At 70.4% G+C, this 23,349-nt stretch carries 17 protein-coding genes; 7 read left to right on the top strand and 10 right to left on the bottom strand.

Features of this window, described 5'->3' with window-relative positions:
• Positions 1-13: 13 nt before the first annotated feature.
• The 4 genes from dpgA to ACWGDX_RS30220 all read right to left on the bottom strand — a co-directional run bounded on the left by dpgA (position 14) and on the right by ACWGDX_RS30220 (position 4,801).
• Positions 14-1,192, bottom strand: coding sequence for a 3,5-dihydroxyphenylacetyl-CoA synthase DpgA (dpgA, locus tag ACWGDX_RS30235; protein WP_453630679.1), 1,179 nt, complete (start codon positions 1,190-1,192; stop codon positions 14-16).
• Entirely contained in the window at positions 1,189-2,433 is a 1,245-nt protein-coding gene (locus tag ACWGDX_RS30230; protein WP_453630678.1) for an aminotransferase class I/II-fold pyridoxal phosphate-dependent enzyme, read from the bottom strand. The genes dpgA and ACWGDX_RS30230 overlap by 4 nt, the downstream gene beginning before the upstream one ends.
• Positions 2,434-2,551: 118 nt before the next feature.
• Complete coding sequence (locus tag ACWGDX_RS30225) at positions 2,552-3,892, bottom strand: phenylacetate--CoA ligase family protein (protein ID WP_453630676.1); 1,341 nt, start codon at positions 3,890-3,892, stop codon at positions 2,552-2,554.
• An 84-nt stretch (positions 3,893-3,976) separates the two neighbouring features.
• The gene (locus tag ACWGDX_RS30220; protein WP_453630674.1) at positions 3,977-4,801 is read right to left on the bottom strand and encodes an enoyl-CoA hydratase/isomerase family protein; all 825 of its coding nucleotides are present in this window, start codon (positions 4,799-4,801) and stop codon (positions 3,977-3,979) included.
• Between the two features lie 366 nt (positions 4,802-5,167).
• On the opposite strand from ACWGDX_RS30220, the gene ACWGDX_RS30215 reads away from it, so the two are divergent.
• On the top strand, positions 5,168-6,190 hold the full coding sequence (locus ACWGDX_RS30215) for a LuxR C-terminal-related transcriptional regulator (protein ID WP_453630672.1): 1,023 nt from the start codon (positions 5,168-5,170) through the stop codon (positions 6,188-6,190).
• Between the two features lie 74 nt (positions 6,191-6,264).
• On the opposite strand, the gene ACWGDX_RS30210 is transcribed toward ACWGDX_RS30215, so the two are convergent.
• Both ACWGDX_RS30210 and ACWGDX_RS30205 read right to left on the bottom strand, forming a co-directional pair.
• Positions 6,265-7,509 carry a hypothetical protein gene (locus tag ACWGDX_RS30210; protein WP_453630670.1) on the bottom strand — a complete coding sequence of 415 codons (1,245 nt, stop codon included), beginning with the start codon at positions 7,507-7,509 and terminating at the stop codon, positions 6,265-6,267.
• Positions 7,510-7,511: 2 nt separating this feature from the next.
• A complete protein-coding gene (locus tag ACWGDX_RS30205) occupies positions 7,512-8,501 on the bottom strand; it encodes an ATP-grasp domain-containing protein (protein ID WP_453630668.1) in 990 nt (329 codons plus the stop codon).
• A 446-nt stretch (positions 8,502-8,947) separates the two neighbouring features.
• On the opposite strand from ACWGDX_RS30205, the gene ACWGDX_RS30200 reads away from it, so the two are divergent.
• The 5 genes from ACWGDX_RS30200 to ACWGDX_RS30180 all read left to right on the top strand — a co-directional run bounded on the left by ACWGDX_RS30200 (position 8,948) and on the right by ACWGDX_RS30180 (position 16,336).
• The gene (locus ACWGDX_RS30200) at positions 8,948-12,733 is read left to right on the top strand and encodes an Ig-like domain repeat protein (protein ID WP_453630666.1); all 3,786 of its coding nucleotides are present in this window, start codon (positions 8,948-8,950) and stop codon (positions 12,731-12,733) included.
• Positions 12,734-13,151: 418 nt separating this feature from the next.
• A complete protein-coding gene (locus ACWGDX_RS30195) occupies positions 13,152-13,676 on the top strand; it encodes a helix-turn-helix domain-containing protein (RefSeq protein ID WP_453630664.1) in 525 nt (174 codons plus the stop codon).
• Between the two features lie 92 nt (positions 13,677-13,768).
• Positions 13,769-14,236, top strand: a complete 468-nt coding sequence (locus ACWGDX_RS30190; protein WP_453630662.1) for a hypothetical protein — start codon at positions 13,769-13,771, stop codon at positions 14,234-14,236.
• An 82-nt stretch (positions 14,237-14,318) separates the two neighbouring features.
• The gene (locus ACWGDX_RS30185; protein ID WP_453630660.1) at positions 14,319-15,557 is read left to right on the top strand and encodes an MAB_1171c family putative transporter; all 1,239 of its coding nucleotides are present in this window, start codon (positions 14,319-14,321) and stop codon (positions 15,555-15,557) included.
• Complete coding sequence (locus ACWGDX_RS30180) at positions 15,554-16,336, top strand: oxygenase MpaB family protein (protein WP_453630658.1); 783 nt, start codon at positions 15,554-15,556, stop codon at positions 16,334-16,336. Before ACWGDX_RS30185 ends, ACWGDX_RS30180 begins: the two co-directional genes overlap by 4 nt.
• 45 nt (positions 16,337-16,381) lie before the next feature.
• Here ACWGDX_RS30180 and ACWGDX_RS30175 read toward each other — a convergent pair whose 3' ends face one another.
• Entirely contained in the window at positions 16,382-17,422 is a 1,041-nt protein-coding gene (locus ACWGDX_RS30175; protein ID WP_453630656.1) for an NAD(P)-dependent alcohol dehydrogenase, read from the bottom strand.
• Between the two features lie 169 nt (positions 17,423-17,591).
• On the opposite strand from ACWGDX_RS30175, the gene ACWGDX_RS30170 reads away from it, so the two are divergent.
• A complete protein-coding gene (locus tag ACWGDX_RS30170) occupies positions 17,592-18,527 on the top strand; it encodes a helix-turn-helix domain-containing protein (protein ID WP_453630654.1) in 936 nt (311 codons plus the stop codon).
• Between the two features lie 51 nt (positions 18,528-18,578).
• Here the strand turns inward: ACWGDX_RS30170 and ACWGDX_RS30165 are convergent, their stop codons facing one another.
• The 3 genes from ACWGDX_RS30165 to ACWGDX_RS30155 all read right to left on the bottom strand — a co-directional run bounded on the left by ACWGDX_RS30165 (position 18,579) and on the right by ACWGDX_RS30155 (position 23,292).
• The gene (locus ACWGDX_RS30165) at positions 18,579-19,547 is read right to left on the bottom strand and encodes a hypothetical protein (protein ID WP_453630652.1); all 969 of its coding nucleotides are present in this window, start codon (positions 19,545-19,547) and stop codon (positions 18,579-18,581) included.
• Positions 19,548-19,609: 62 nt separating this feature from the next.
• On the bottom strand, positions 19,610-20,938 hold the full coding sequence (locus ACWGDX_RS30160; protein ID WP_453630650.1) for a hypothetical protein: 1,329 nt from the start codon (positions 20,936-20,938) through the stop codon (positions 19,610-19,612).
• Complete coding sequence (locus tag ACWGDX_RS30155; RefSeq protein WP_453630648.1) at positions 20,935-23,292, bottom strand: hypothetical protein; 2,358 nt, start codon at positions 23,290-23,292, stop codon at positions 20,935-20,937. The genes ACWGDX_RS30160 and ACWGDX_RS30155 overlap by 4 nt, the downstream gene beginning before the upstream one ends.
• Between the last annotated feature and the right edge of the window lie 57 nt (positions 23,293-23,349).

Here is a 23,349-nt window from a genome sequence, read left to right as displayed (position 1 = left end):
TTCGCGTAAGGGGTCACCACTGGACCAACGCCGTCTCGATCGTGGAGCCGGGGCCCATCGTCATCAGTACGCCGTAGTCACCGCGGCGCACCCGGCCCTCCTCCATCAGCCGCTCGTAGGAGAAGAGAAAGGATCCGCTCGACAGATTCCCGTAGTCGCGCAGCACCCCGGTGGTGTGGCGCACGGCGTGGGGGCTCAGTCCCAGATTGACCTTGACCGAGTCGATGACCTTCTTGCCGCCCGAGTGCACCAGCCAGTGGGCGATGTCGGGGCGCCTCAGACCGGTGCCGGCGAGCAGCCGGCCGACCACCTCCTCGGCGTGCGCGCCGACGACATAGGGGACATCGCGGTCCAGGAAGAAGCTGAACTTGCCGTGCGTGTCGTCCCAGTCGTAGCGCATCGCCTCCACCGCGTCGGGGATGATCCGGCTGGCGAACCTCAGCAGCGTGCCCGTCGGCGGGGCGTCCTCCTCGGGAGGATCCACGGCCGCCGGGTCGGTGACCATCGCGATCGCCGCGGCGCCGTCCCCGAAGAGGCTGTTGACGACGGCGGTGCGCATGGTGCCGTCGAAGACGTACGCGGCGGAGCAGACCTCCGCGCAGACCATGACCGCCGCCTGCCCGGGGTTGGCCGCCGACCAGGACGCGACGGCGTTGAGCGCGTTGAGCCCGGCGTTGCAGCCCATGCCCACGACATCGAGCCTGCTCGCCGAGACCGGCAGCCCCAACTCCCTGATCAGCAGGGCCGAGAAGCCCGGGGTGAGCAGTCCTGTGGTGGTCACACAGCACAGATAGCCCACGTCGGCGAGGCAGAGGCCGGCCCGTTTGAGTGCTGTCTCCAGCGCGTGGGCGGCGATCCGTACCCCCTGCTCCTTGTGCTTGGCGAGCAGTTCGCCCTGGGTCTCGGTCGCGCGGGTGCCGTCCGCGAGTTCGGGCGGCAGCGTCAGATAGCGCCGTTCTATCGCGCTGTTGAGGAAGACGGACCGGATGCGGGGGTCCTCGATCCGGAAGAGTTCCAGCATCTCCCGCTGGGTGTACGAGTTGGCGGGGGTGGCGGTGCCGAAGCCGACGACGGCGGGCCGGGGCCCGGCGTTCGCCGTACTGAGCCGCGCGCCTTCCGCCGCTGTGGGCGAAGCGCCCGTCGCCGCCGTACGCGTGGTGTCCGCCGCCGCGCGTGCGGTACCCGTCGTCACGCCCCCACCCCCAGCTCGTTGGTGGCCAGTTCGATCTGTTCGGCGGTGTGCAGGGCGGAGACGGCCATCCTGATCAGACCGCTGCCCTTCGCCACGGTGGGGAAGAACGCCGGGGTCACGATGATGCCCGCCTTGCGCAGCCGCCCCGCCGCCAGCAGCGCGTCCTCCTCGTTCTCGAAGAACGCCCCGCGGATGGGGGAGCGGGTGCCCGCGTTGAACAGTGCGCCGCCGGTGCGGGAGTCGAAGAGTTCCGTGTTGCGCCACAGGTCCCGCTGGAGCCGCGCGACCGTACCGTCGAGATGCAGCTCCGCCGAGACCCGGCAGGCGCTGACGACGGGCAGGGCGATGGGGCCGCCGAAGATCAGCGGATTGCCGAACTTGCGGAGCTGTACGGAGTCCTCCTCGCTGTTCAGCACCACGAAGCCGCCGTTGCTCCCGCCGAAGGCCTTGGCGAGGGAGCCGACGAGCACCACCGACCCGGGCAGTCCGCCCGGCAGGCCGCGGAACTCCTCGTACGCGAAGCCCGCCCCGCGCGCCCCCGTGATCGACACCCCGTGCGCGTCGTCCACGTAGAGATATCCCCCGGCCGCCGCGCACAGGTCGTACAGCCCGCGTACGTCGATCAGACCGCCCATGGATCCGACGCCGTCGACGAGGACGACCGGGGTGCGCCCGGCCTCCTGGACCGCCGCCAGCCCGGCCGCCAGCTCGTCCGGCCGCTCGCAGTCGAAGCGGTCGACGGTGCCGATCTGTTCGAGTACCCCGCGCAGCACCTGGAGGGAGGCGTGCGCGGTCCGCTCGATGAGGAACGCGGCGCCGTTCCCCGCGATCGGGTAGCTGGGCAGCACACCGCTGCCCAGCAGCGGCAGTACGCCGAGATGGACGCTGCCGACGGCGGTGAAACAGGTGGCGTGGCGGTCGCCGTAGATGGCGCCGAGCAGGCTTTCCAGGGCCTCCAGATCCTCGTAACGCATCCGGGTGCGCGACGAGGAGAACTGCACCCCGACCCGGCGGAGCGTGGTGACGGCGGCCTCCACCAGCGCCGGGTGGGTGTCGAGGCCGAGATAGGAGCAGGAGATGAACTCGACCGCGCGCGAGCCGTCGGCGAGGATCACCTCCTTGCCCTCCCGGGCGGCGAAGACATGGCTGGTCAGATCGGCGGCGATGGCCCGGGTCAGCGCGTCCGACGTCTTGTCGACGCGCGTTGATACCCAGTTGCTTCGTTCGGTCGTACGCGGCATCGGATATCTCCAGTGGTATCTGGGGATGTTGCTGAGGGCGTCACGCCACCCGGTCCGCGCGGTCGCTCCGTCGCGTCCGCCGCGGTGGTCCGACGGCGTATCCGTCGGCCGACGGCGGTCAGCCGGCGGACCGCTCCACGAAGAACGGTGTCTTGCCTCGTGCGGTGTGGTGGAACGCCGAGCCGTCGACCCGCTCCAGCGTCAGACCGCGGTAGGAGGGCGCGGTGAAGACCCTCCCCATGTGGTACGCGCCGTGCAGGGCGGCGACGGCGTCCTCGGCCGTGACCCCCGCCGGCGTACGGTCGGAGAGCAGCAGCCTGATCGAGAAGCCGGGATCGTGCTGGACCACCTGGAACTGGCAGTCGGCGGGGTCGGTGATACCCAGCGTCCCGAGCCGTTCCATCACGAGGTCACGGGAGATGGTGGTGCTGTCCACGTTCATGGACTGGCCGACGCGTCCCGTGAGGGTCAGCTGCCGGGCGGCGCTGCCGCACAGGCAGGGCGCGGTCTCGATGAATCCCTCGTCACCGACCTGGTAGCGCAGCAACGGCATCCCGGAGTCGGTGAGCGTCGTGACGACGACCTCGCCGACGCGCCCGTCCGGCTGGATCCGCTCGGCGTCCGTGTCGATGACCTCGACGACGAGGACGTCCTCGTGGAGATGGTGGGTCGAGCCGCTCTGATAGGCGCACTGGTAGCCGATGGGGCCGGTCTCGCTGGTGGAGTAGGAGAACGAGCGGACCGTCAGATCGGGCCGGATCTCGTCCAGCCGGCGCTCCCTGCTCTCCCCGAGGATCTCCCCTATGTAGAGGAAGTTGGTGACACAGCGCAGGAGTTCACGGGTGTGGTCGCCGGTCAGGAGCTGGGTGCCCGCGGAGGGTGAGCAGATGACGGTGTCGACCCGGTGGTCGCGCAGCACCTCGGGCGTCTCGGCGGAGGCGAGGGCGCTGCTGCCCATCGGGAAGGCCATCGCGGGCAGCAGCTCGGTGACCTCCTGCGCGAAGCCGAACGCGCCGTTCAGCTCGGCGGGATAGAGGAAGTTGGCGACGCGCCGGGGACGCGGCCTGAGCGCGGCGCGTACACCGCGGGCGCCGAGATAGGAGACACGTCGGCTGAACTGCCAGGAGTGGTAGATCATCTTGCGGAGTCCGGACGTCCCGCTGGAGCGCAGGACGAGCCCGGCGGAGGCGTCACCGAGGACGAGGTTCTCCGAGGCGGGCGGACAGGTCTCCTGGAGAGCGGCGGGGGAGAACAGCGGCAGCTTGAGCAGATCGCGGGCCACCCGGAGATCGAGCGCTCCCGGCCAGCTCGCGGCCACCCGCGGATTCTCCCGGAGGGCGTTCACGGTCACCGCGAGATTGCGCTGCTGGATTTCTTCGAGCCGGGCCCGTGACAGTGTGTCGAGATTCTCGGCCAGCTCGATTCCGGACGGTCCCCAGGACGGGCCGCCGGGGGGCATGTCAGGGAATCTCGGTGATGGATCGGTCTCCCGCAGCATATTCTCCCCCGCGCGATCGGTTGTTTCGGAAAAAGCCGCCCCGGGTCAGGGGCGGCTGTCGATTGCCGTGCGATATCCGGGCCAGTCCGGCGTGCGTCTGTCGTTGAAGGCCGCGACGCCCTCGGCCCAGTCGGCCGAGAGCGCGACGGTGTGCCAGGCGGCGTCCTCGGCGTCGAGGCCCGCCGCGAGGTCCTTGCCGTGTCCCAGCCGCAGGGCACGCTTGGCCGCCCGGAGCGCCACGGGTGAGTTGGCGGCGTAGGTACGGGCGAGGTCGAGCGCCGTGGCACGGACCTGGCCCGCGGGCGCCAGGAAGTCCACCAGCCCCAGGTCGTACGCCTCGGCGGCCGGCACCCGGCGTCCGCTGAAGACGAGATGCGCCGCGGTGGCCGCGCCCACCCGCCGGGGCAGCAGCTGGGTGCCGCCGCCGCCGGGAATGACCCCGACGGTGGTCTCGGGCAGCCCCACGGTCGCGCCGGGGTCCGCCACGATGACATCGCAGGAGAGCGCGATCTCGTAGCCGCCGCCCAGTGCGTAGCCCGCGACCGCGGCGACGACCGGCATCGGAAGCGCCAGTACACCCGCGTAGACCGCACGGCTGCCGGGGCGGGCGGCGGTCCGGTCCGCCTCGCTGTAGTCGCGGCGTTCCTTGAGGTCGGCGCCCACACAGAAGGCGCGTTCACTGCTGGAGGTGATCACGGTGACGCCGACGGACGGGTCGTCCGCGAGATCCGCGGTGGCGGCGGCCAGGGAGGCCCCCAGCTCGGCGGAGACCGCGTTCATCCGGTCGGGACGGTTCAGTACGAGCTCCGCCACTCGGCCACTGTCGAGCCGGTGAACGAGGATGTACTCTCCGTAGCGGAGCCCGGACATCAGCCCCAGCCCAGATCGTCGCCGGAGTTCGGATCGCCGGAGCTCGGACCGGCGGAGTCCAGATGGTCGGAACGGAGGCCCCACCCGAGAATTCCGGCCCGCGCGGAACCACTGGCGGAACCACTGGCGGAACGGTTCGCGGAATGACTCGCGGAATGACTCGCGGAATGACTGGTCACGCGCTGCACGATTTAATTCCCCCCTGAATCCATCAGTGCCTACGCATCATAAATGTGCCAGGTGGTGCGGGGCGCCTCCAGCGCGGCGACATGTCGCATCGCCGCCAGGCGGAAATATGTTGGGTGGAAAGTACATCCAATCGCCCAAATGGATATGATTCGGATTGTTCGGATGTGAGGTAGCGAGATGATGGAGCCACTGCAACCGGTCGACAGCTCCCCGTTTCCCGGCGACGACAGGATCACCGAGGCGTACGAATATGTTTGCGGTGCCGGGAATGCTTCCTTAACGGGACTCGCCGAGGCTCTCGGTGTCGGAGAGGCCGAGGCGGCACGGCTGGCCGACCGCCTCGCGGAGTTACGACTGCTCCGGCCGACCGACGACGGGACCTACGCACCTGGGTCACCGCGGATAGCCGGAGCCTGGCTCATCGCCCCTGCCGTACGGCAGCTGGAGGACCGTCAGCGCCGGATCATACGGCTGATGACGGAGCTGGACACGCTCACCAGGATCTATGAACAGAGTCCCGCGGAGCGGCGGAGCCGCCCGCAGATAGAGGTTCTGCCCGAGGTCGCGGCCGTACGGAAAGCGCTGACGGAGCTTTCCGCGGGAGCGCGGCAGGAAATCCTCACCTCACAGCCGGGCGGCGCGCGGCCGGCCGATGTACTGGACGAAGCGCTGGAGCGCACGGAATCGGTGCTGCGACGGGGAATCTCGATGCGCACGATCTATCAGCACACCGCTCAGTTCAGCAAGGTCACGGTCGACTATGTGAAACATGTGACGCCGCTCGGGGTCGATGTCCGTATGCTCAGCGACGCGCTGATGCGAATGATCGTATTCGACCGGGAAATCGCGGTCCTCCCGTTGCACGGCGATCAGGACGGAGCCGTGGTCGTCGGTGAGCTGAGCATCGTGGATTTCGTGGTCCACACGTTCGAACGGGCCTGGCCCGCGGCCCGTCCGTTTCCCGTCTCCTACGACCGGGGGCAGGTCAAGGGGACGTCCGTGGAAATCCAGCTCTCCATTTCGCGGTTGCTGGTCGAAGGCCTTGAGGACAAGGTGATCGCCCGCCGCATGGGTATGTCGCTGCGGACCTGTCAGCGCCATATATCGGAGATCATGTCGCGGATCGGCGCCCGTAACCGTATGCACGCCGGATATCTGCTGGGCCGGGTCATAGACGGCCGTGACCGAACGCCGTCGTGATGCCGGGATCCCTCGCGACGACGGAATCCCTCGCGACGACGGGATCTCCCGCGACGACGGGATCTCCCGCGGCGTCAGGACTTCCGCCCCTCTGGCCGCGGCAGGGCGCCCGCCGGTGTGATGGACCGGATGAGGGCGATACCGCCGACGAGCAGCACCACCCCGGCCAGCAGACCGACCGCCATTCCGGAGTGCGCGGGCCGGGGGAGCCAGGACAGCGAGCTGCTGACCGCGAGCCCCGCCGCCATGTTGCCGACGATCTCACCGACCGCCGTGACCACACTGACCAGGGCGAAGACATCGGTGAGCCGGTTCTGGGGCACGGTCTCGGCGGCCTCCACCTGGATCTTGGGAAAGGCCAGGGACTCCGCGATCGCGAAGAGCGTCAGTCCCGCGAGGACCAGCGGCAGACTGGTGGTGAACGACAGCACCAGCCCCGTACCGCCGGCCACCGCGACGGCCGGATACAGCGCGCCGCGCCCCAGCTTGGCGAAGAACGGCAGCAGGGCGAGCTGGATGGCGATGATGGCCAGCGGCTGATAGCTCAGGAACAGCGTGCGGTGCTCGGCCAGTTCGGGGTTGACCACCTCGTACAGCAGCACCATCGAGTAGAGGAAGCCCATCGCGAAGTAGATCGCGAAGGTGTAGCCGAGGACCACCGCCGCGGCCGGGTTCCTGAGGACCGCCAGCCGTCTGCGCATCCCTCCCGGACCCCGGGGCGGGAGCGCGAAGTCCAGCCCGCGGGCGAGCAGTCCGACCGTGAGTCCGACGCCCACCTCCACGGCGGCCAGCGCGAACAGCGCGGGCACACCCGTCCTGCCGATCGGACCGGCGGCGAGCGGGGCCAGCACATAGGCGGTGTTCAGCAGGATGAAGAAGATCTGGAACACCTGGGCACGGCGGTTCTCACCGGCCGCGCTCATCAGGAGCGAGCGCACCGCGGGGCGTGAGACGCCCACCCCGAGGCCGGCCAGCACCGCGAAGAGACAGAGGGCCGGGGCCGTGGTGCTGATCGCGACCGTGGCCACCCCGGCGGCCTTCAGCATGGACGCGATCGTCAGGATCCAGCCCGGATGGACCCGGCTGAACACGACCGGTGTGAGCACCGCGCCCACCAGCGCCGACCCGACATGGACGGAGAGCGCGAAGGAGAAGACGGACGGGACGATCCGGCCGCCGTGCAGCACCGTCACCGGAAGCAGTGTCAGGACGATCGCCAGACCGAGGTTGGAGAACAGGCTGAAGCCCAGGCCCGCTCCGACGGCGGGCGGATGCGAGACCGCCTCCGACGCGTCCGCCTCTGTCGTGGTCTTCGTCATGCTCACTGTCCTCGGCGGGTCACTTCGCGGGTCACGGCGGGCGCCGCGGTCCCGGACAGCAGCCGGCCGACCCAGGGGAAGAAGGCATCGGCGAGCTGGGACCTGGCGGGTTCGGGCATGGAGGAGAACTCGGCCATGGCGGTGCCCCATTCACCGAGTACGGGACCATCCTCGGTCAGCAGCCAGTCGACACAGAGATAACCGGCCTGGAGATCCGCCACGATCCGCTCCACATCGCCCAGTACGGCGGCGACATCGGGGTTGGCGCTCGCGTTCCCGCCCTGGGTGAGATTGGCGAGATAGGCACCCTCGGCCGGTCTGCGCAGCATGCTGGCGGCGAACTTCCCCTCGACCATCGCCACCCGCAGATCCCCGGTGTTGGGCAGATACTCCTGGACGATATAGCTCTGCCCCGTCTGGGAGACGATGTCGACCGCGGCGCGGAGCTGCTCGTGACTGTCCAGCTTGAGCACCCCGAAACCGATGCCCATCTCCCGCGCCTTGAGGATGTACGGGCCCTCGCCGATCTCCTTGCGGATGACGTCCAGACCCTTGCGCGCGTACCGGCCGAAGGGCAGCGCCACCGTGCGGGGCGTCCGGATCCCGAGCGTCGACGCCCGCGCCAGAATGGCCAGTTTGTCCCGCTCCAGGCACTCGGGCCCGAGGAGTGACCGGTTGAGCAGGACGGAGTCGCTGGCGTCGATCGTGCGGTAGATCCCCCGCAGGAAGTGCGTGGCCTGCGGGTCACCGCTGACGTCGTCGACGATGTACGCCTGGCGGGTCTCCAGCAGATCCACCCCCGCGTGCCACAGCCGCGGCCGGTCCGTGCTCGCGGGCACCAGTTCGTTGGCCGCGATGAACCGGAAGGCGAAGCCGTGCCGGGCGCAGGGTTCCGCCCAGCGCTCCGTCATCTGTGCGGTGATCTTGTCCACATACTCCGGCAGAAAGTCGTCGGGGTGGCAGATCCAGGTCACCAGGCGCTCGGTCGGCACGATCGCATACTCCTACGGGAGACCTCATGGACTGATCGCGGCGGCGGTACGCCCCCGCCGGGGACGCGGCACAGCGGCCCCTCACTCTCGCAGCAATCCCCGGGCGCGCTCCCGCCGTCAGGGGCTCGGATCTTCGCCTTGCGCCGATACGACAGGGGTGGGCCGGGGACAACTTCCGCCCCGGAACCGCGCGTTCCGCCCTTTGTTTCGCGTTTTACGAAAGCGCAGGTCAGGACCGGCGGGCGATATATCCGACGCGTCATCGTTCAACCCGTTTTCGATGACGTAGAGATCAAAAATATGAAACTTCTGAGTTTCATTACCCAATAAAGATGGTTGAGATGTGAACGTTTGCCCGGCTCTCGATCAATCGATGCATCGCGTCCTCGGACGCGCCGCGTGCGGACGGCTGTCGTCCGTACGCTCGAAAGTGAGGTCAGGCACTCGTGGACATACCAAGACCCACGCGGACGCGTCTGCGTCCGCTCGCCGCCGGCGTCGCGGGACTGGTGGCGCTGAGCGCGCTGTCGGTGCTCGGGGCTCCGGTCGCCGCCGCCGCGACGGACTCGGACTCCCCCGTGGTCCGGTCGGGCGACGGATGGACCGTTTCCCGGGCGGCCGGCGGATATGTCGTGTCCCTCGAACTGGACACTCCGCTCCCCGTCAAGGGTGACGCGCCCGAACTCGTCGCGGACGGAACGGACCTGGGTCCGGCCGCGGAGTCCGCGGACGGGCACACCCTGACGGTCACGACCGCCGACGACTCGGTGGCCGCGGCCGAGGAGATCACCTGGCAGTGGTCCAGCGGCGGCGACAGCACCGCCACCGGACCCACCAGCCTGCTGTCGCCGTCGGCCCAGGCCAAGGCACAGAGGCTCACCGAGTCCAAGGCGCTCGTGGCGGACCCGGGGCCGGACACGTCGGCCGACGATCCCACCACCATCGGCAAGGGCTCGTACACGATCGCCGACTACGACTTCGGCGCGCAGTCGATCGCGCTCACCGATATCGGCGGTATCCGCGGTGAGTTCCAGGGGCGCGTCTATCTGCCGACCGACGGCAAGCCCCACCCGGTCGCGGTCTTCCTGCACGGCCGCCACAGCTCCTGCTACAACCTCACGACCCTGCGCGGCGCGAGCGGCTGGCCCTGTGCGCCCGGCACCGCGCCGATCCTCAGCTACGCCGGTTACGACGCCGCCGCCGAGGCGCTGGCGGCCGACGGTGTGACGGTGGTGTCGGTCTCGGCGAACGCCATCAACGCCAACGACAACCAGCTCTCGCCGGACAACGGCGCGGCCAGCCGCGGTCAGCTCGTCCTCGACACCCTGGCCATGCTGAAGAAGGCCAACGCGGGCGAGCCCGTCGTCCAGCACGACGCGGTGACCGACAAGGACGTCACGCTGGAGCAGGCGCTGACCGCGGGGAAGGCCACCTACCCCGGCGGCGAGGTGACCGCCGCCCAGCTCGTCGGCTCCATGGACTTCAGCTCGATCGGGCTGATGGGCCACTCACGCGGCGGCGAGGGCGTCGTCTCGGCGGGAGCCCTCAACGCGGCCCTGCCGGACCCGTGGCAGATCAAGTCCGTACTGCCCCTGGCGCCGGTCGACTTCACCCGCACCACGCTGCCGGACGTGATCACCACCACGCTGCTGCCGTACTGCGACGGCGATGTCTCCGACCAGCAGGGGCAGCACTTCTACGCCGACTCGCGGAGCGCGTTCTCCGACGATGTGCTGCGCTCCAACTTCTGGGTCATGGGCGCCGACCACAACTTCTTCAACTCGCAGTGGACACCGCCCTCCCCGGGCGGTTCCGACGACTGGTCGAACACCGCGGACCCGGTCTGCGGTACGAGCGCCGCGGCCCTGGCCTCCGGCAAGAACATCCGGATCACCGCCGACCAGCAGTACAAGCTGGGCGCCGCGTACATATCCGGGTTCTTCGAGGCGACGCTGCGCGGCCGGACCCAGTTCCGGGGCTACTTCGACGGCTCGCAGCTCACCCCGCCGTCGGTGGCCGCCTTCGCGGACGTCCGTACGGTGGCGCAGCAGCCGTCCTCGGCCCGCCGTGACATCACCTCGTTCAAGACCACCAGCCCGCTGACCGGCACCACCTCGACGGCCACGGCCGTGATCTGCGCCAGCAAGTCGGGGCGTACCGTTCCGCAGCCCTACCCGCTGTGCACCAACCCGGGCAGCACCCTCAGCAACCAGCAGGTGCCGCACTGGACTCCGGCCTCGTTCGCACCGAACGTACCGCTGAACGTGATGACGCATCTGACCTGGACGGCGACGACCGGCGCGCTCGGGGTGACCCTCCCGTCCGCCCAGCAGAACGTGTCGGGCTACGACGAGATGACCGTGCACATGTCGCCCGACGAGAGCGTCGTCACGGGCACCGACATGACGCTGGGCGTCACCGACTCCGCCGGGCACAGCTGGAGCAGCCCGGTCTCCGCCCTCAACCCCTGGGGCGTCACCAGGATGCCGGCCAGCGGGGCGACCCAGCTCGGCAAGATCGTCCTCCAGCAGGTGGCGGTCCCGACCGCGACCCTCGCCGGGGCCGGTCTCGATCTGAAGCACATCACCAAGGTCACCTTCACCGGTGCGGCCGGCGCCGACGCCACCGCGGCCGGCGGTGTCTATCTCTCGGATCTCGTCTTCGAGAACAAGAGCCTCGGCAAGCCGAGCCCGCAGGGCCGTCCCGCCGTCAACATCGCGTCGACCAGGACCGAGGAGGGCAACGGCCCGGGTGCCGCCCAGGCCGCGGTCTATCTGTCGCGGGCCGCCGCCACCCCGGTCTCCGCCTATGTCACGGTGGTCGGTTCGGCGACCGGCAAGGTCGGACTCGCCATGCAGAAGGTCACCTTCGCGCCGGGCACCACCTGCCAGGTGGTCGACATCCCGGCGTCGGGCGACACCGCCGCCGGGGCGACCCCCACCACCGCCTACAAGATCGGGGTCTCCAACTCCACCAACGCCGTCCTCGGCAGCGGGGACTTCGGCACCATCACGGTCCGCGAGGACGACGGACTGACCGGGACGGCCACCCCCGCGCCCGTGGTCGGTGTCCAGGGCGACGTCTGTGCCGAGTACACGGCCCTGTCCAAGCCGGGCGCGCTGAGCGTCGGTGACACCAGGCCCGAGCCGGGCGCCACGGTCACGGTCACCGGGAGCGGCTACCGCGACGGCGAGAGCGTGGCGTTCACGCTCGGTTCCGCCGTACTCGGCAGCGCGGTCGCCGCGGCCGACGGCACGGTGTCCTTCCAGGGCGCCGTCCCCGCGGACCAGCCCTACGGAAGCGCGAAGATCAGCGCGGTCGGCGCGGGCTCCGGCTATACGGCGACGGCGGGCGTGGAGGTCCTCGCGACCACCACGACGGCGCTCGCCCTCAGCCCGGCCGCACCGGGGATCAGCCAGGCGGTCACGCTGACGGCGAAGGTCACCGGCGCCGGATCCGACGGCGGTACGGTCACCTTCCGGGACGGCACCACCGTTCTCGGCACGGCCGCGGCCACCGGCGGCACGGCGTCCCTGCGGATTCCCGCCGGTTTCAAGGCCGGGACCCACACCTTCACCGCCACCTTCGGCGGTACCGCGTCGGCCGACACCTCGGCGTCGGACCCGGTGCAGCTCGTCCTGACCAAGGGCCGCAGCGCGATCGCCATGGCACTGACGGTCAAGTCGGTCGGCTACGGCCACGCGGTCTCGGGAGTCTTCTCGGTGGCCGGCGCGACCAACGGCTCGGTGAAGGTCTCGTACGGGACCGGCTCACTGACGGCGAAGGTCGGATCGTCCGGAGCGGGCACCTTCAAGCTGCCCGCGTCGCTCACCGTCGGCGCGCACACGGTGTCCGTGCAGTACCAGGGCACCGACTTCGTGGAGCCCAGCGGAATCGCCTCGCAGAAGCTCACGGTCGTCAAGCAGAAGACGGCGACCTCGCTGACGCTCTCCAAGACCAAGCTGGCGCGCGGCAAGTCCGAGTCGGTCAAGGTGTCGGTGAGCGGCCACAGCGCCGCGGCCTATCCGACCGGCACGATCACGGTGACCGCCAAGGCGGGCGGCAAGTCGACCACCACCAAGGTCTCTCTGACGGCCGCCAAGAAGGGCGTGATCAGCTTCACGGTCAAGCTGCCGAACGTGAAGGGCACGGCGACGGTCACGGCCGTCTACGCGGGGGACAAGAACTTCTCCTCCAGCACCTCGCCCAAGAAGCAGGTGAAGCTGACCTGAGCCGAGCGGACCGGCCCGGCCCGACGCCCGCCCCGACAGGGTCCGGCTGACGGCGTACGGGGCGAGCGGGACGAGTGGGGGGAGGTGCCGGCCGGCGCCTCCCCCGCTTCCGCGTCCATGCCCGGTGCCGGCCGGAGGGCTCCGGCGCCGGGCACTGTTGCCCACCCCCGTGGGGCAGCGGCGCCCAGCGCCCGTGGTGCCGGGCGCGGCCGCGGAACGGCCTCGACGTGCTGCGCCAGCGTCCTCGATCCTGCTCCCTGCGCCGCGCATAAGTCAACTAAAGTTGATTGCCCGGTGGACAGTTGACGGTGATTCACCGTCCGGAGCGCATGGTTCACCCGCTCACTCGCCACGATCGTTCAATTCTGTACGACGGCAAGATCCCCGCTGACGGCCGAAGAGTCCTATGATCCGGGCCATGGCCACCGATTCTCCACGCTCAAGGGCGTCGGCTCTTCGACCAGGCGAAGGGGAGGAGCCGACGGGCTCCCTGGACTTCGCGGCTCGCTTCCGGCGCGTGATCTCGGTGATCTACCCGAAGGACCTGGGCCGTCCCTGGCGCGACTCGGAGATCGCCGAGGGAACCGGCCTGAGCGGCACCTATATCGGGAATCTCCGCAAGGGCACCCAGAAACCCAGCCTGGAGAACGCGGTGAAGATCGCCACGTTCTTCGGTGTCCCGCTGAACTACTTCAGCGACTCCGCCACCGCCCAGGCCGTGGAGCGGGATCTGCGGAAGATAGAGGCGCTGCGGGACGCCCGGGTGGAGCGCATCGCGATGCGGGCGGCCGGGCTGCCCCCCGAGATGCAGGACGCCGCCCTCACGGTGGTGGAGCAGCTGCGCAAGGCGGTCGGACTGCCGGAGACCCCCGACGCCTCCGGGCCTCTCGACGCCTCCGGGCCTTCCGGGGGTTCCGAAGCCTCCGAGGCCCCGGAAGCGTGACCGAGTACCAGCAAACGCCGTTGGGGCACTGGCGGCCGGCTGATGGGAACGACGTGCGAGATCTTGGACGTACCCGCCGCCGGATGCGGGCCATGGTCAGACAGCTGGATCTGCCGGAGATGAGCACGGTGGAGGAACTCTGCGCGACGGTCGCGGAACGGGCGGGACGTCCCGTACGGCTGGTGCCGCGGCGGATGCGGCTGGGCGAGCCGTCGGGCTTCGTCGAACGCCGCGCGGACGCCGACGTGATCCATTTCGAGCAGGAGACCTCGGGGCTGCACCAGGCCCACATCATCTGCCATGAACTCGCGCATCTGCTGTGCGGGCATCTCGCCGAGCCCCCGGACCCGGACGAGAGCGCGGCCGAGGTCGAACTGCCCACCATCGACGCCGACATGATCCGGCTGGTGCTCGGCCGCTCCCACTACGACGGGGCGGCGGAGGAGGAGGCGGAGATCCTGGGGGCCGAGTTGACCCGTACCCTCGTACTGGCGCCCGGCGCCGGGACCACATCCCAACTGGCGCCCGCGCTGGAGCACCGTAAAGGGCAGCATGTCTGACATATCTGTCGTATCAGGATTATCCGTAGCCTCCATATGGCCCGCCGCCACCGGTGTATCCGGCCTGGCCGAGGCGTCGTTCGTGTCCGAGACACCGTTCAACGTCGTCTATCTCGGTATCGGCACGGCGGCCTGGGCCGTGGCCGGGCTGAAGCTACGGGCCTGGCGGCGGGACCCGTCCCCGGGGCTGCTCGTCGTCGCCCTGACGATCGCGGCCCCCGCGACCGCGTTCGTGGTGGCCGCCCCGGTGCTCTACCGGCTGATCGACCGGATCGCGCACCGCGGCAATCTGGCGACCCTGCTGGTCTATCTCGGCATCACCTGTTTCTCCGCGGGCGCCGTGGTGCTGGCCCGTATGTGGACACCCCCGAAGGAGCGCGCCGACGACCGGGTGTGGGACGCGGCGGGCACGGCCACCTGGCGCCAGGTGCGTACGCGGCTCGCGGTGTTCGCCGTGCTGGTGCCGGTGATGGCCGTCCTGTTCCTCACCGGGGGAGCCGGCGGCCCGGAGACCCCGCTCACCTTCGACACCACCTTCGCGACGATCCCGGAGATCGCGCTCTTCCTCGTCCTCTACCAGGCCCTGTTCGGCTTCGCCCTGCTCGACATCAGCCGGGTCTGTCTCGGACACGCCTCCCGGCTGCCGCACGGCCCGCTGCGCGAGGGCATCCGGCTGATCGCCATCGGCGGGCTCGTCGCCTGCGGCTATGTCGTGTGCAAACTGATCGCGATCGGGGCGGCCTTCGCGGAGACCGGCGGGGCGGAGTGGCTCAGCACGGCCCTCGGTCCCGTGTTCGCCGCGCTCGGGGCCGTGCTCATCACCGCCGGGTTCGCCGGGCCCGCCCTCGCCGCCTGGAGGCACCGGCGCCGCGACTACCAGGCGCTGCGTCCGCTGTGGGACCTGGCGTACCGGGCGGACGAGCGGCTCGCCCTGGAGGAGCCCGCGTCGCCCTGGACCGAGCGGCTGGCGTTCCGGGATCTGGAGTGGCGTACCGCCCGGCGCGGACTGGAGATCCGCGACGGGCAGCTGACGCTGCGCCCCTGGGTCGACCCGGTGGTGGTCACCGCCGCCACCGCCACGGCGGAACGGGCCGGGCTGGACGACGCCGACCGCGCGGCCCTCATCGTCGCCACCGCGCTGCGGTTCGCCGTCGACGCGCTGAACGCCGGGGCTCCGCCGCGTCCGCGCGAGGACCAGGTGCCCCTGCCGGGACTGGACGCGGAACCGGCCGAGGAGCGGGCCCATCTCGTACGGGTCGCCCGCCATCTGCACGCGCCCCTGACCGGCGAGGCGCTGGCCGTCGCCACCGCGGCCCGATGACGGCGGAGACGCGTGGCGCGCACCACGCCGACCCGGCCCACCCGGCCTACGCGCGGCTCGTCCTGGAGACGATGCCCGAGGAGTCCCGCCTCGGACTCACCCTGGGCTTCATCCGTACCTTCGGCATCCCGGAGATCGCCCGGGTGCTGTACGGCACGGGCCGGATGACCAGCGAACCGCGCGCCCGCGCCAAGGCGACCGGGGTCGCCATGTTCACCCTGATCGGACAGGGGCTGAACAGCCCGGAGGGGCGCGGGACCGTCGAGGCGCTGCGCCGGATCCACGACCGGCCGGACATCACGCCCGAGCTGATGCACTACGTCCTGGCCTGCTTCACCGTATGCCCGCTCCGGTTCATCGACACCCACGGGCGGCGGGCGGTCACGGACGCCGAGCGGGAGGCGGCGTACGGCTTCCACCGCGGCCTGTCGGACGCCCTGGGCCTGCCCGAGCCCCCGGGCGGCGGCCATCTGGACGGGGTGCGTCCGGACGGGGCGCGTCTGGACGGGGTGGAGGAGTGGATGCGCGGCTACGAGGCCGACCGCTTCGCCCCCACCGAGGAGGCCCGCGCGCTCTGGCGGTCCGCCAGCCGGGGCCTGCTGGCGGCGAGGCTCCCGGCCCCCCTGGCGGCGCTCGCCCCGGCGGTGGCCGCGTCCCTGCTGGACGCCCCGCTGGGCAGGGCCCTCCAGGTCCGGCGCCCGCCCGCACCGGTCCGCGCCCTGGTGATCCGCGCCCTGCGGTCCAGGGCGAGGGCCCGCGTCACCGGGGGCGGCGGGTGATCCCGGGCCCTGGGCGGGCGCGCTGCGGCCCAGGTGAGCCGCGCCTCAGATCGTCGCGGTGTCGATCACGAAGCGGTACCGGACATCGCTCTCCAGCACCCGCTCGTAGGCGTCGTTGATCTCGCTCGCCGCGATCAGCTCGATCTCCGCGCCCAGTCCGTGCTCGGCGCAGAAGTCCAGCATCTCCTGGGTCTCCCGGATTCCGCCGATGCCCGAGCCCGCGAGGGTCTTGCGTCCGCCGAGGAGGGAGAACAGGTTGAGCGAGACGGGCTCCTCGGGAGCGCCCACGTTCACCAGCGCGCCGTCCGTCCTGAGCAGGGAGAGGAACGCGTCGAACTGGAGCGGCGCGGAGACCGTGGAGAGGATGAGGTCGAAGGTGCCCCTCAGCTTCTCGAAGGTCGCCGCGTCACCGGTCGCGTAGTAGTGGTCCGCGCCCAGCCGCAGACCGTCGTCCTGCTTGCGCAGCGACTGGCTGAGCACGGTCACCTCCGCGCCGAGCGCGTGCGCGATCTTGACAGCCATGTGCCCGAGACCGCCCATACCGAGGACCGCGACCTTCTTGCCGGGACCGGCGTTCCAGTGCCGCAGCGGTGAGTACGTCGTGATGCCCGCGCAGAGCAGGGGCGCCGCGACATCGAGGGAGAGGCCGTCCGGGATGCGGAGGGTGAAGTTCTCGTCGACGACGATCTGGGAGGAGTAGCCGCCGTAGGTGGGCTCGCCGTTCTTGTCGCGCCCGTTGTACGTGACGACATTGCCGTTGAGGCAGTACTGCTCAAGCCCCGCCAGGCAGTTCTCGCACTCGCGGCAGGAGTCGACCATGCAGCCGACGCCCACGCGGTCGCCGACGGCGAACTTGGTGACGCCGGGGCCGGTCTCGGCGACGACACCGGCGATCTCGTGGCCCGGGACCATGGGGAAGATGCTCCTGCCCCAGCCGTCCCGGACCTGGTGGATGTCGGAGTGGCAGATCCCGGCGAACTTGATGTCGATCAGGACGTCGAATTCGCCCACCGGGCGGCGTTCGATGGTGGTGCGCTCCAGCGGAGCCTTGGCGGCGGGAGCGGCGTATGCGGCAACGGTGGTCATGCCTGGTTCTCCTGGAAAGTCTCGCGTGCCCGCAACCGTGTTGTCCGGGCACGCTCACCAGCCTGGACCGCGGGCTCCCGATTACCCAGGTCACCGCTTTACGTACGTCCAGTGTGCGTACTACTGGTGGGATCAGGCTGATACGCGTACGACCAGGAATACTGGAGGCATGGACGATCAGACGGTCCCCTCCCGGCCCCCCGCGACGGGGTCCCCCGCCCCCGTGGCGGGGTCCCTCGACCGGCGGGCGGAGCTGGCCGAATTCCTCCGCACCCGACGGGCCAGGCTCAAGCCGGAGGACGTGGGGCTGCCCGACATCGGCCGGCACCGGCGCGTACCGGGCCTGCGGCGCGAGGAGCTGGCCCAGCTCGCCGGGGTGTCCGTGGCGTACTACATCCGCCTTGAGCAGGGCAACGGGCGCAATGTGTCGAGCGAGGTGCTCGGCGCGATCGCCCGCGCCCTGCGGCTCACGGACGCCGAGCACGCCCATCTCGTCCATCTCGCGAGCCCCAAGCCCCAGAAGAAGCGGCAGGCGTCCATGCGGCCCCAGCACGTCCGGGGCGCCCTGTGCCAGCTCCTGGAGTCGATCGAGGGCGTCCCCGCCTATATCGGCGGCCGGCGCTCCGAGATCCTCGCCTGGAACCGGATGGCCGCCGCGCTCTTCGAGGACTGGGGAAAGCTGCCGGTCCGGGAGCGCAACTGGGCGCGGCTGGTCTTCCTCTCGCCCGCCTACCACGATCTGTTCGTGGACTGGGACACCAAGGCGACCGACATGGTCAGCTATCTGCGGCTGTACGCGGGCTGCCATCCGGACGACCCCGAGCTGTCGGCGCTGGTCGGGGAGCTGTCCGTGAAGAGCGAGGTGTTCCGGCGGCTGTGGGCCACGCACGACGTGAAGGAGAAGAGCCACGGCGTGAAGCGCATGCGGCACCCCCTGGTCGGCGAGCTGACGCTCTCGTACGAGGCCCTGAGCCTGCCGGACGACCCGGAGCAGTCCCTGGTCGTCTACCACGCCGAACCGGGCTCCCCCTCCGCCGAGACCCTGCGCCTCCTCGCGAGCTGGGGCCCCGCCCCCACCCACCCGGAACCCGCCACCCGCACCTGACCGCGCCGTATCCCCTCGCCCCCTTTTTCGCCCTGTCCGCTCGCCCCTTCCTCAGCGGGCGGCGGCGGCCAGGGAGAGGAGGAGGTGGGCCGACTCGGGGTGGAAGTAGTCCGAGTGGGCCCCCGCGACGGGGAGCGTGCTGCGGTAGAGGCGGCTGGCGTTCACATTGATGATCCTGGCCGGGGGATCGGGGAACTCGTACGGGTCGGTCGTGGGCCGCAGCAGTGTCGTGTGGATCGGGCCGGCCGCCTCGGTCGCGCCGCGGAAGCCCACGCCGTTCGCGCCCTTCTCGCCGATCCGGTGCCATCGGCCCAGCGCGCGGTCCCGTGGGGTGAACGTCAACGCGATGGGCGCGTTGAGCATGTTCCGCTCCAGGAGGGCCGAGAACGGCGGATGGGCGAAGGCGTCGGCCGGGACCGCCATCTGGAAGACCGTGAGACTGTCCACCGTCCACGGGTAGTTGTCGTCCTGCCAGGGCCAGGACAGTGTGTCCGGGCCGTCCAGCAGACGTTCGCTCGTCTCCATGACGGCGGTGGTGAGGACTCTGCCGCCGAAGGAGTGCCCGACACAGTGCAGATACTGCCCGTGGACGTTGCGCAGGATGTCCGGGCCGGGATCGGGCAGCGTACGGCGCTCGTTGAGATACCCCAGCAGCCCCGCGAGCACCCGCCCGGCCCGGCCCTCGCGTGATATGCGCTCGGCCCGGTCCCTGACGGTGCTGTAGCCGCCGGACGAGGGCCACCGTACGCAGATGTAGTGCGGCCGGAATCCGTCGAGTTCCGGATACCGCGCGGGCTGTCTCCCGTACAGCTCCGTGAGAAGTTCGAAGAGCCGCCCGGCGGATTTCCGGGACTTTTTCTTCGAGGTGCGCCAGCCGTGCACGTACACGAAGATGTCCGTCGCGCCCTCGTCCAGGTGAAGGCGCTCCTCCAGTACGGCGCCGATCTCGTCACGCGGGATTGCCGACTTTCCGTCGGGGGCGAGCAGATTCCCCTGTCCGTCCAGATCCAGCAGATCCACCAGGGGTCCGGCCGGCCTCGCCGGTCTCCCGGGCCTCGTATGTCTGACCCGTCCGGTCGGTCTCATCGATTCCCCGCCTTCACCGGAGCGGCATCCTCGGGAACGGCCGCTATGTGGTTGTCCATCCCGCGCAGGAGCGTGAACGCCAGTCCGAGCGGTGTCGCCTGTTCGTCGAGATAGCTCCGCGCGAGATCCCGCGCTATCGGGGCGACGCGGGTGCCCGGCCTGAAGAACGCCTCGAAGAACCGGCAGGCGTAATGGCTCGCGAACCTTCTGGGAATGTCGACCTGCGGTCCGACCAGGCAGCCGACCCCCAGATTCAGCAGCGCCAGCCCCAGCCCCTCGTGCAGCGCCGGTGCCGCTCGGCCGCCCGCGCAGACCATCATGAAGCAGAGCGGGCTGGCCATACGCTCGCTCCGTTCGCTGCGCCAGTACTCGAAATCGGAGGAGCGGATGGGTTCGTCGTCGGTGAGGACGACACGCGCCTCCGCCGGGCCGTTCGCCCCGAAGGTGAGCGCGCTGCCGTGCGCCGCGAAGAGCAGCACGTGCTCGTTCACCCCCGGATCGCAGAAGGCCTCGGCCACCTCGTCCTTGCGGGTGCGCAGCGCGATCTCGGAGTGCCGTTCCATCAGGCCCCGGACGTTGTCGATGACCGGCGGGGTGTCTCCGGCCTTCTGGATACGGGTGTCGAGGTGCAGCCCCGACAGCAGCGCGCCCCCCTCCTCGTTGATCACATGGTGGTATCCCTCGGCCCGCCCGATGCTGTGCTCGATCAGATGCGTATAGCCGAGAAACCCGCTGGGCTCCCACTTCGCGTCCGCGCCGTTGAGTCTCGTCGCCGGATCCGGTGGAAGGTAGAGCATTCCCCAGGGGATGAACACGTCCGCGGAGTGGACGGTGATGACCTGTTCGCCCTGTCGCAGGGCGTCCTTCAGGGATTCCCACAGTCTCTTCAGGCCGTCGTCGCCCTCGGTGAAGAGGAATTGCAGCAGCTTGTGGCCGGCCCTGGCCAGTTTGAGGCCGACGGGCCGCAGCAGTTCCTGGGCGAACGCGGCGCCGAAGGAGTCCACCGGAAGGCTGTCGTAGTAGTACTCCCTGCGGGTCTCCGGGATCCGGTACCGCACCACGTCGTCGAACCAGCAGGAGAGCGCGGTCTGCACCGCCACGGCGATCTCCGAGGGTTTACGGCGCATGATCCCCCGCCATTCGCCGTTCCCGTCGTAGGGGACGGCGTCGCCGTGCATACGCACGGTGAAGGAGTCGGGCGCGCTGGTGCGCTGTTCGAAGAACAGATGGATGGTCCGGTGGGCGACCCCGCCGTTGTGCCGCGGTACCTCGCGGTAATGGTCGAACCTGTCGAATTCGGTGGTGAAGGATATGTCCCGCGTCATCGTGAGGGTGCCAGGTCCTCCGTGTCGAGGGCGGGCAGTTCGGCCGTGAGTTCCTGGATCACGGCACCGTCGGCACGGCGCAGGACATCGATGAACAGCTTGACCGGTCCGGCGGAGGTGGGGGTGATACGGAAGTCACCCGGCGCGGTCCCCCGCGCGTCCGTGAGCCGCAGATGCATCAGCGAGGGGCTCACCTCGGCCGACGAGGCGTCCATGCGGACGGTGATGTCCAAGGGGCGTTCGTCCGTCGCGTCCGTGGCCGGATCGGGCTCCCAGGGCTCGTCGAGCGGCTGGAGGAGGAAGGTCAGGGTGATCGGGGCGCCGGGACGGGCGGGCAGCGCGCCGTCGGGGACCCGCAGTCGGGCCCGGTGCCCGCGTTTGCGCGGACGGTTGGCGCCGGGGGGACGGCGGGTGCCGGAGGGGGTGCCGCCGTCCGAGGGGGTGCCGGCGCCGGCGGAGCTGTCGGCGTCCGCCGGCTGTTCCGTGTCCTCCGGCGGGTCGGCGTCCGGGGGCTGTTCCGTACCGGAGGAGTGTTCCGTACCCGAGGGGTGTTCGGCGTCCGAGGGGTGTTCGCCGTCCGACGGCGCGGACTCGGCCGCCCCGGACGGCGACGGTCTCTTGGGCGGCGGCAACCGCGCGGGCTCCGGCACCGACGGGGCCGGGAGCAACTGCTCCATCCGCGACCAGTCCAGGACCCGCTCCGCGAGCGGCCCCCGGGAGAGGATCTCCGGAGCGGTGAGCTGGAGCAGCGCGCTCCAGGGGCTGAGCGGGCCCGAACGGTCGAGGGCGTACACCTGTCTGCCGGGCGAGGAGAACGCCCACAGGCGCGAGGCGGCGGCGACCCTGCCACCGGCGAGCGGAGAGTTCAGAAACAGGCCCGACCGTCTTGGCGCGCTGAGCATCGCGAGGTGCGGTTCACCGCCGAGCGCCACCGCGTCCGGGGCCGTGACCGGCAGGCCGCCGGCCGAGTTGCGCCAGGTGATGTCGAGGCAGCTCAGCCCGGAACGCCGGCGCCACTGCGGAAAACCGCCGGTGCCGCCGGCGGCCCTGCCCTGCCCGGTGGTCTGCTCGGCGGCGTCGGTACGGACGAGATCGACCATGAGGGTGACGGATTCCGCCAGGGAACGGCTCAGTTCACCGACCACTTCGCTCAAGGGCACGGTCGCCCCCGGTGAGAGGGTCAGCAGCAGATCGAGCCCGCCGTCGCCCATCCGGGCCACCCCGTGCGCGGCGATATAGACGAGCAGCATGTTGTCGCTCTCGTCCACGACCGTTCTGAGGTTGTTCCGTACGTCCTCCCAGGAGCCGGGCTCCTGGAGCAGATGGGTGCTCGACCGCGAGAAACCGCAACCGCTGCGCAGCAGGGCGTTGTAGAACGTACCGGCGTCGTCCGAGGGGCGGACGGGTTTGAAGCCGCGCCCCGGCGGAGTGACACCGGCCGCCGGACCGGGGCCGGGTGTGGGGCCTGGCATGGTGCCGGTGCCGGTGCCGGTGCCGGTGCCGGGGCGGGGGCCGGGGCCGGGCGCCGCGAGTCCGAGAGCGAGGGCATGCCGCTGGGTGCTCTCCCTGCGCAGGGATACGGCGGCCAGCCGCGCGGGCAGATAGGTGGACTCCTGCTCGTTCAGGGCCCTGTTCAGCACGAGGGAGGGCCGGTAGCCGGCGGCGTTGCGCAGACAGGCGCCGTGGTAGCCGCCGCTGCGCAGCATGGACGCCAACTGGCGGTGCAGGGAGCCGAGATGGAGCGCCCGCTCCCCGGAGTCCATACCCGCGCGCAGCAGCGTCACCAGATGGCTGGTGAAGACGGACGTCGAGTACGTGTTGACCGCGTAGCCCAGCGCGCTCGTCCCGACGGCGGAGAGGACGGCGATGCCCTCCCGGGCCAGCCGGTCCAGAGCGCGTCTGATGCCACGGGGACGCACCTGGCCGGGCTCGGGCCCGGAGGAGAAGCAGACATCGAGGATGAGCAGACGGTCGGCCCGGCCCGGGGACGGCGACGACGTCATACGGTCGGCGACATCGAGGGCCGAGATCCAGGTGCCGAGGTCGGTACCGTCGGAGTTCCGGTCGGCGAGGAACAACTCGCCGTCCGTCAGGGCCCCGTGACCGGTCCAGTAGACGATGAGGGGGCCGTCCTCCGCCGCCGCCCCGGCGACCCGGTCGAGCACCTCGTCACCGTTGTCCGAGAACACCACATCACAGTTCTCGGGATCGATCGCGCCGATCAGCGGGTCCGCGAGGACGTCCCGTACCTCGGCGACGTTTCTGCGTATTCCCGGTGGCAGGGATAAGGAGGGGTCGTTGTACGACGCCCCCTCGACTAAAACCGCCCGTGCCGGTGCCGATGCCGTTACCACGTTGCCCCCCAGAACCCCGTCGCGGCAGAGTAACGCTTGCCGGGCGGGCGCGTGGCC

Source organism: Streptomyces sp. NPDC055025 (assembly GCF_053608565.1).
The sequence above is the reverse complement of the archived record's forward strand: the minus strand, read 5'-3'. Positions and strand labels throughout refer to the sequence as shown.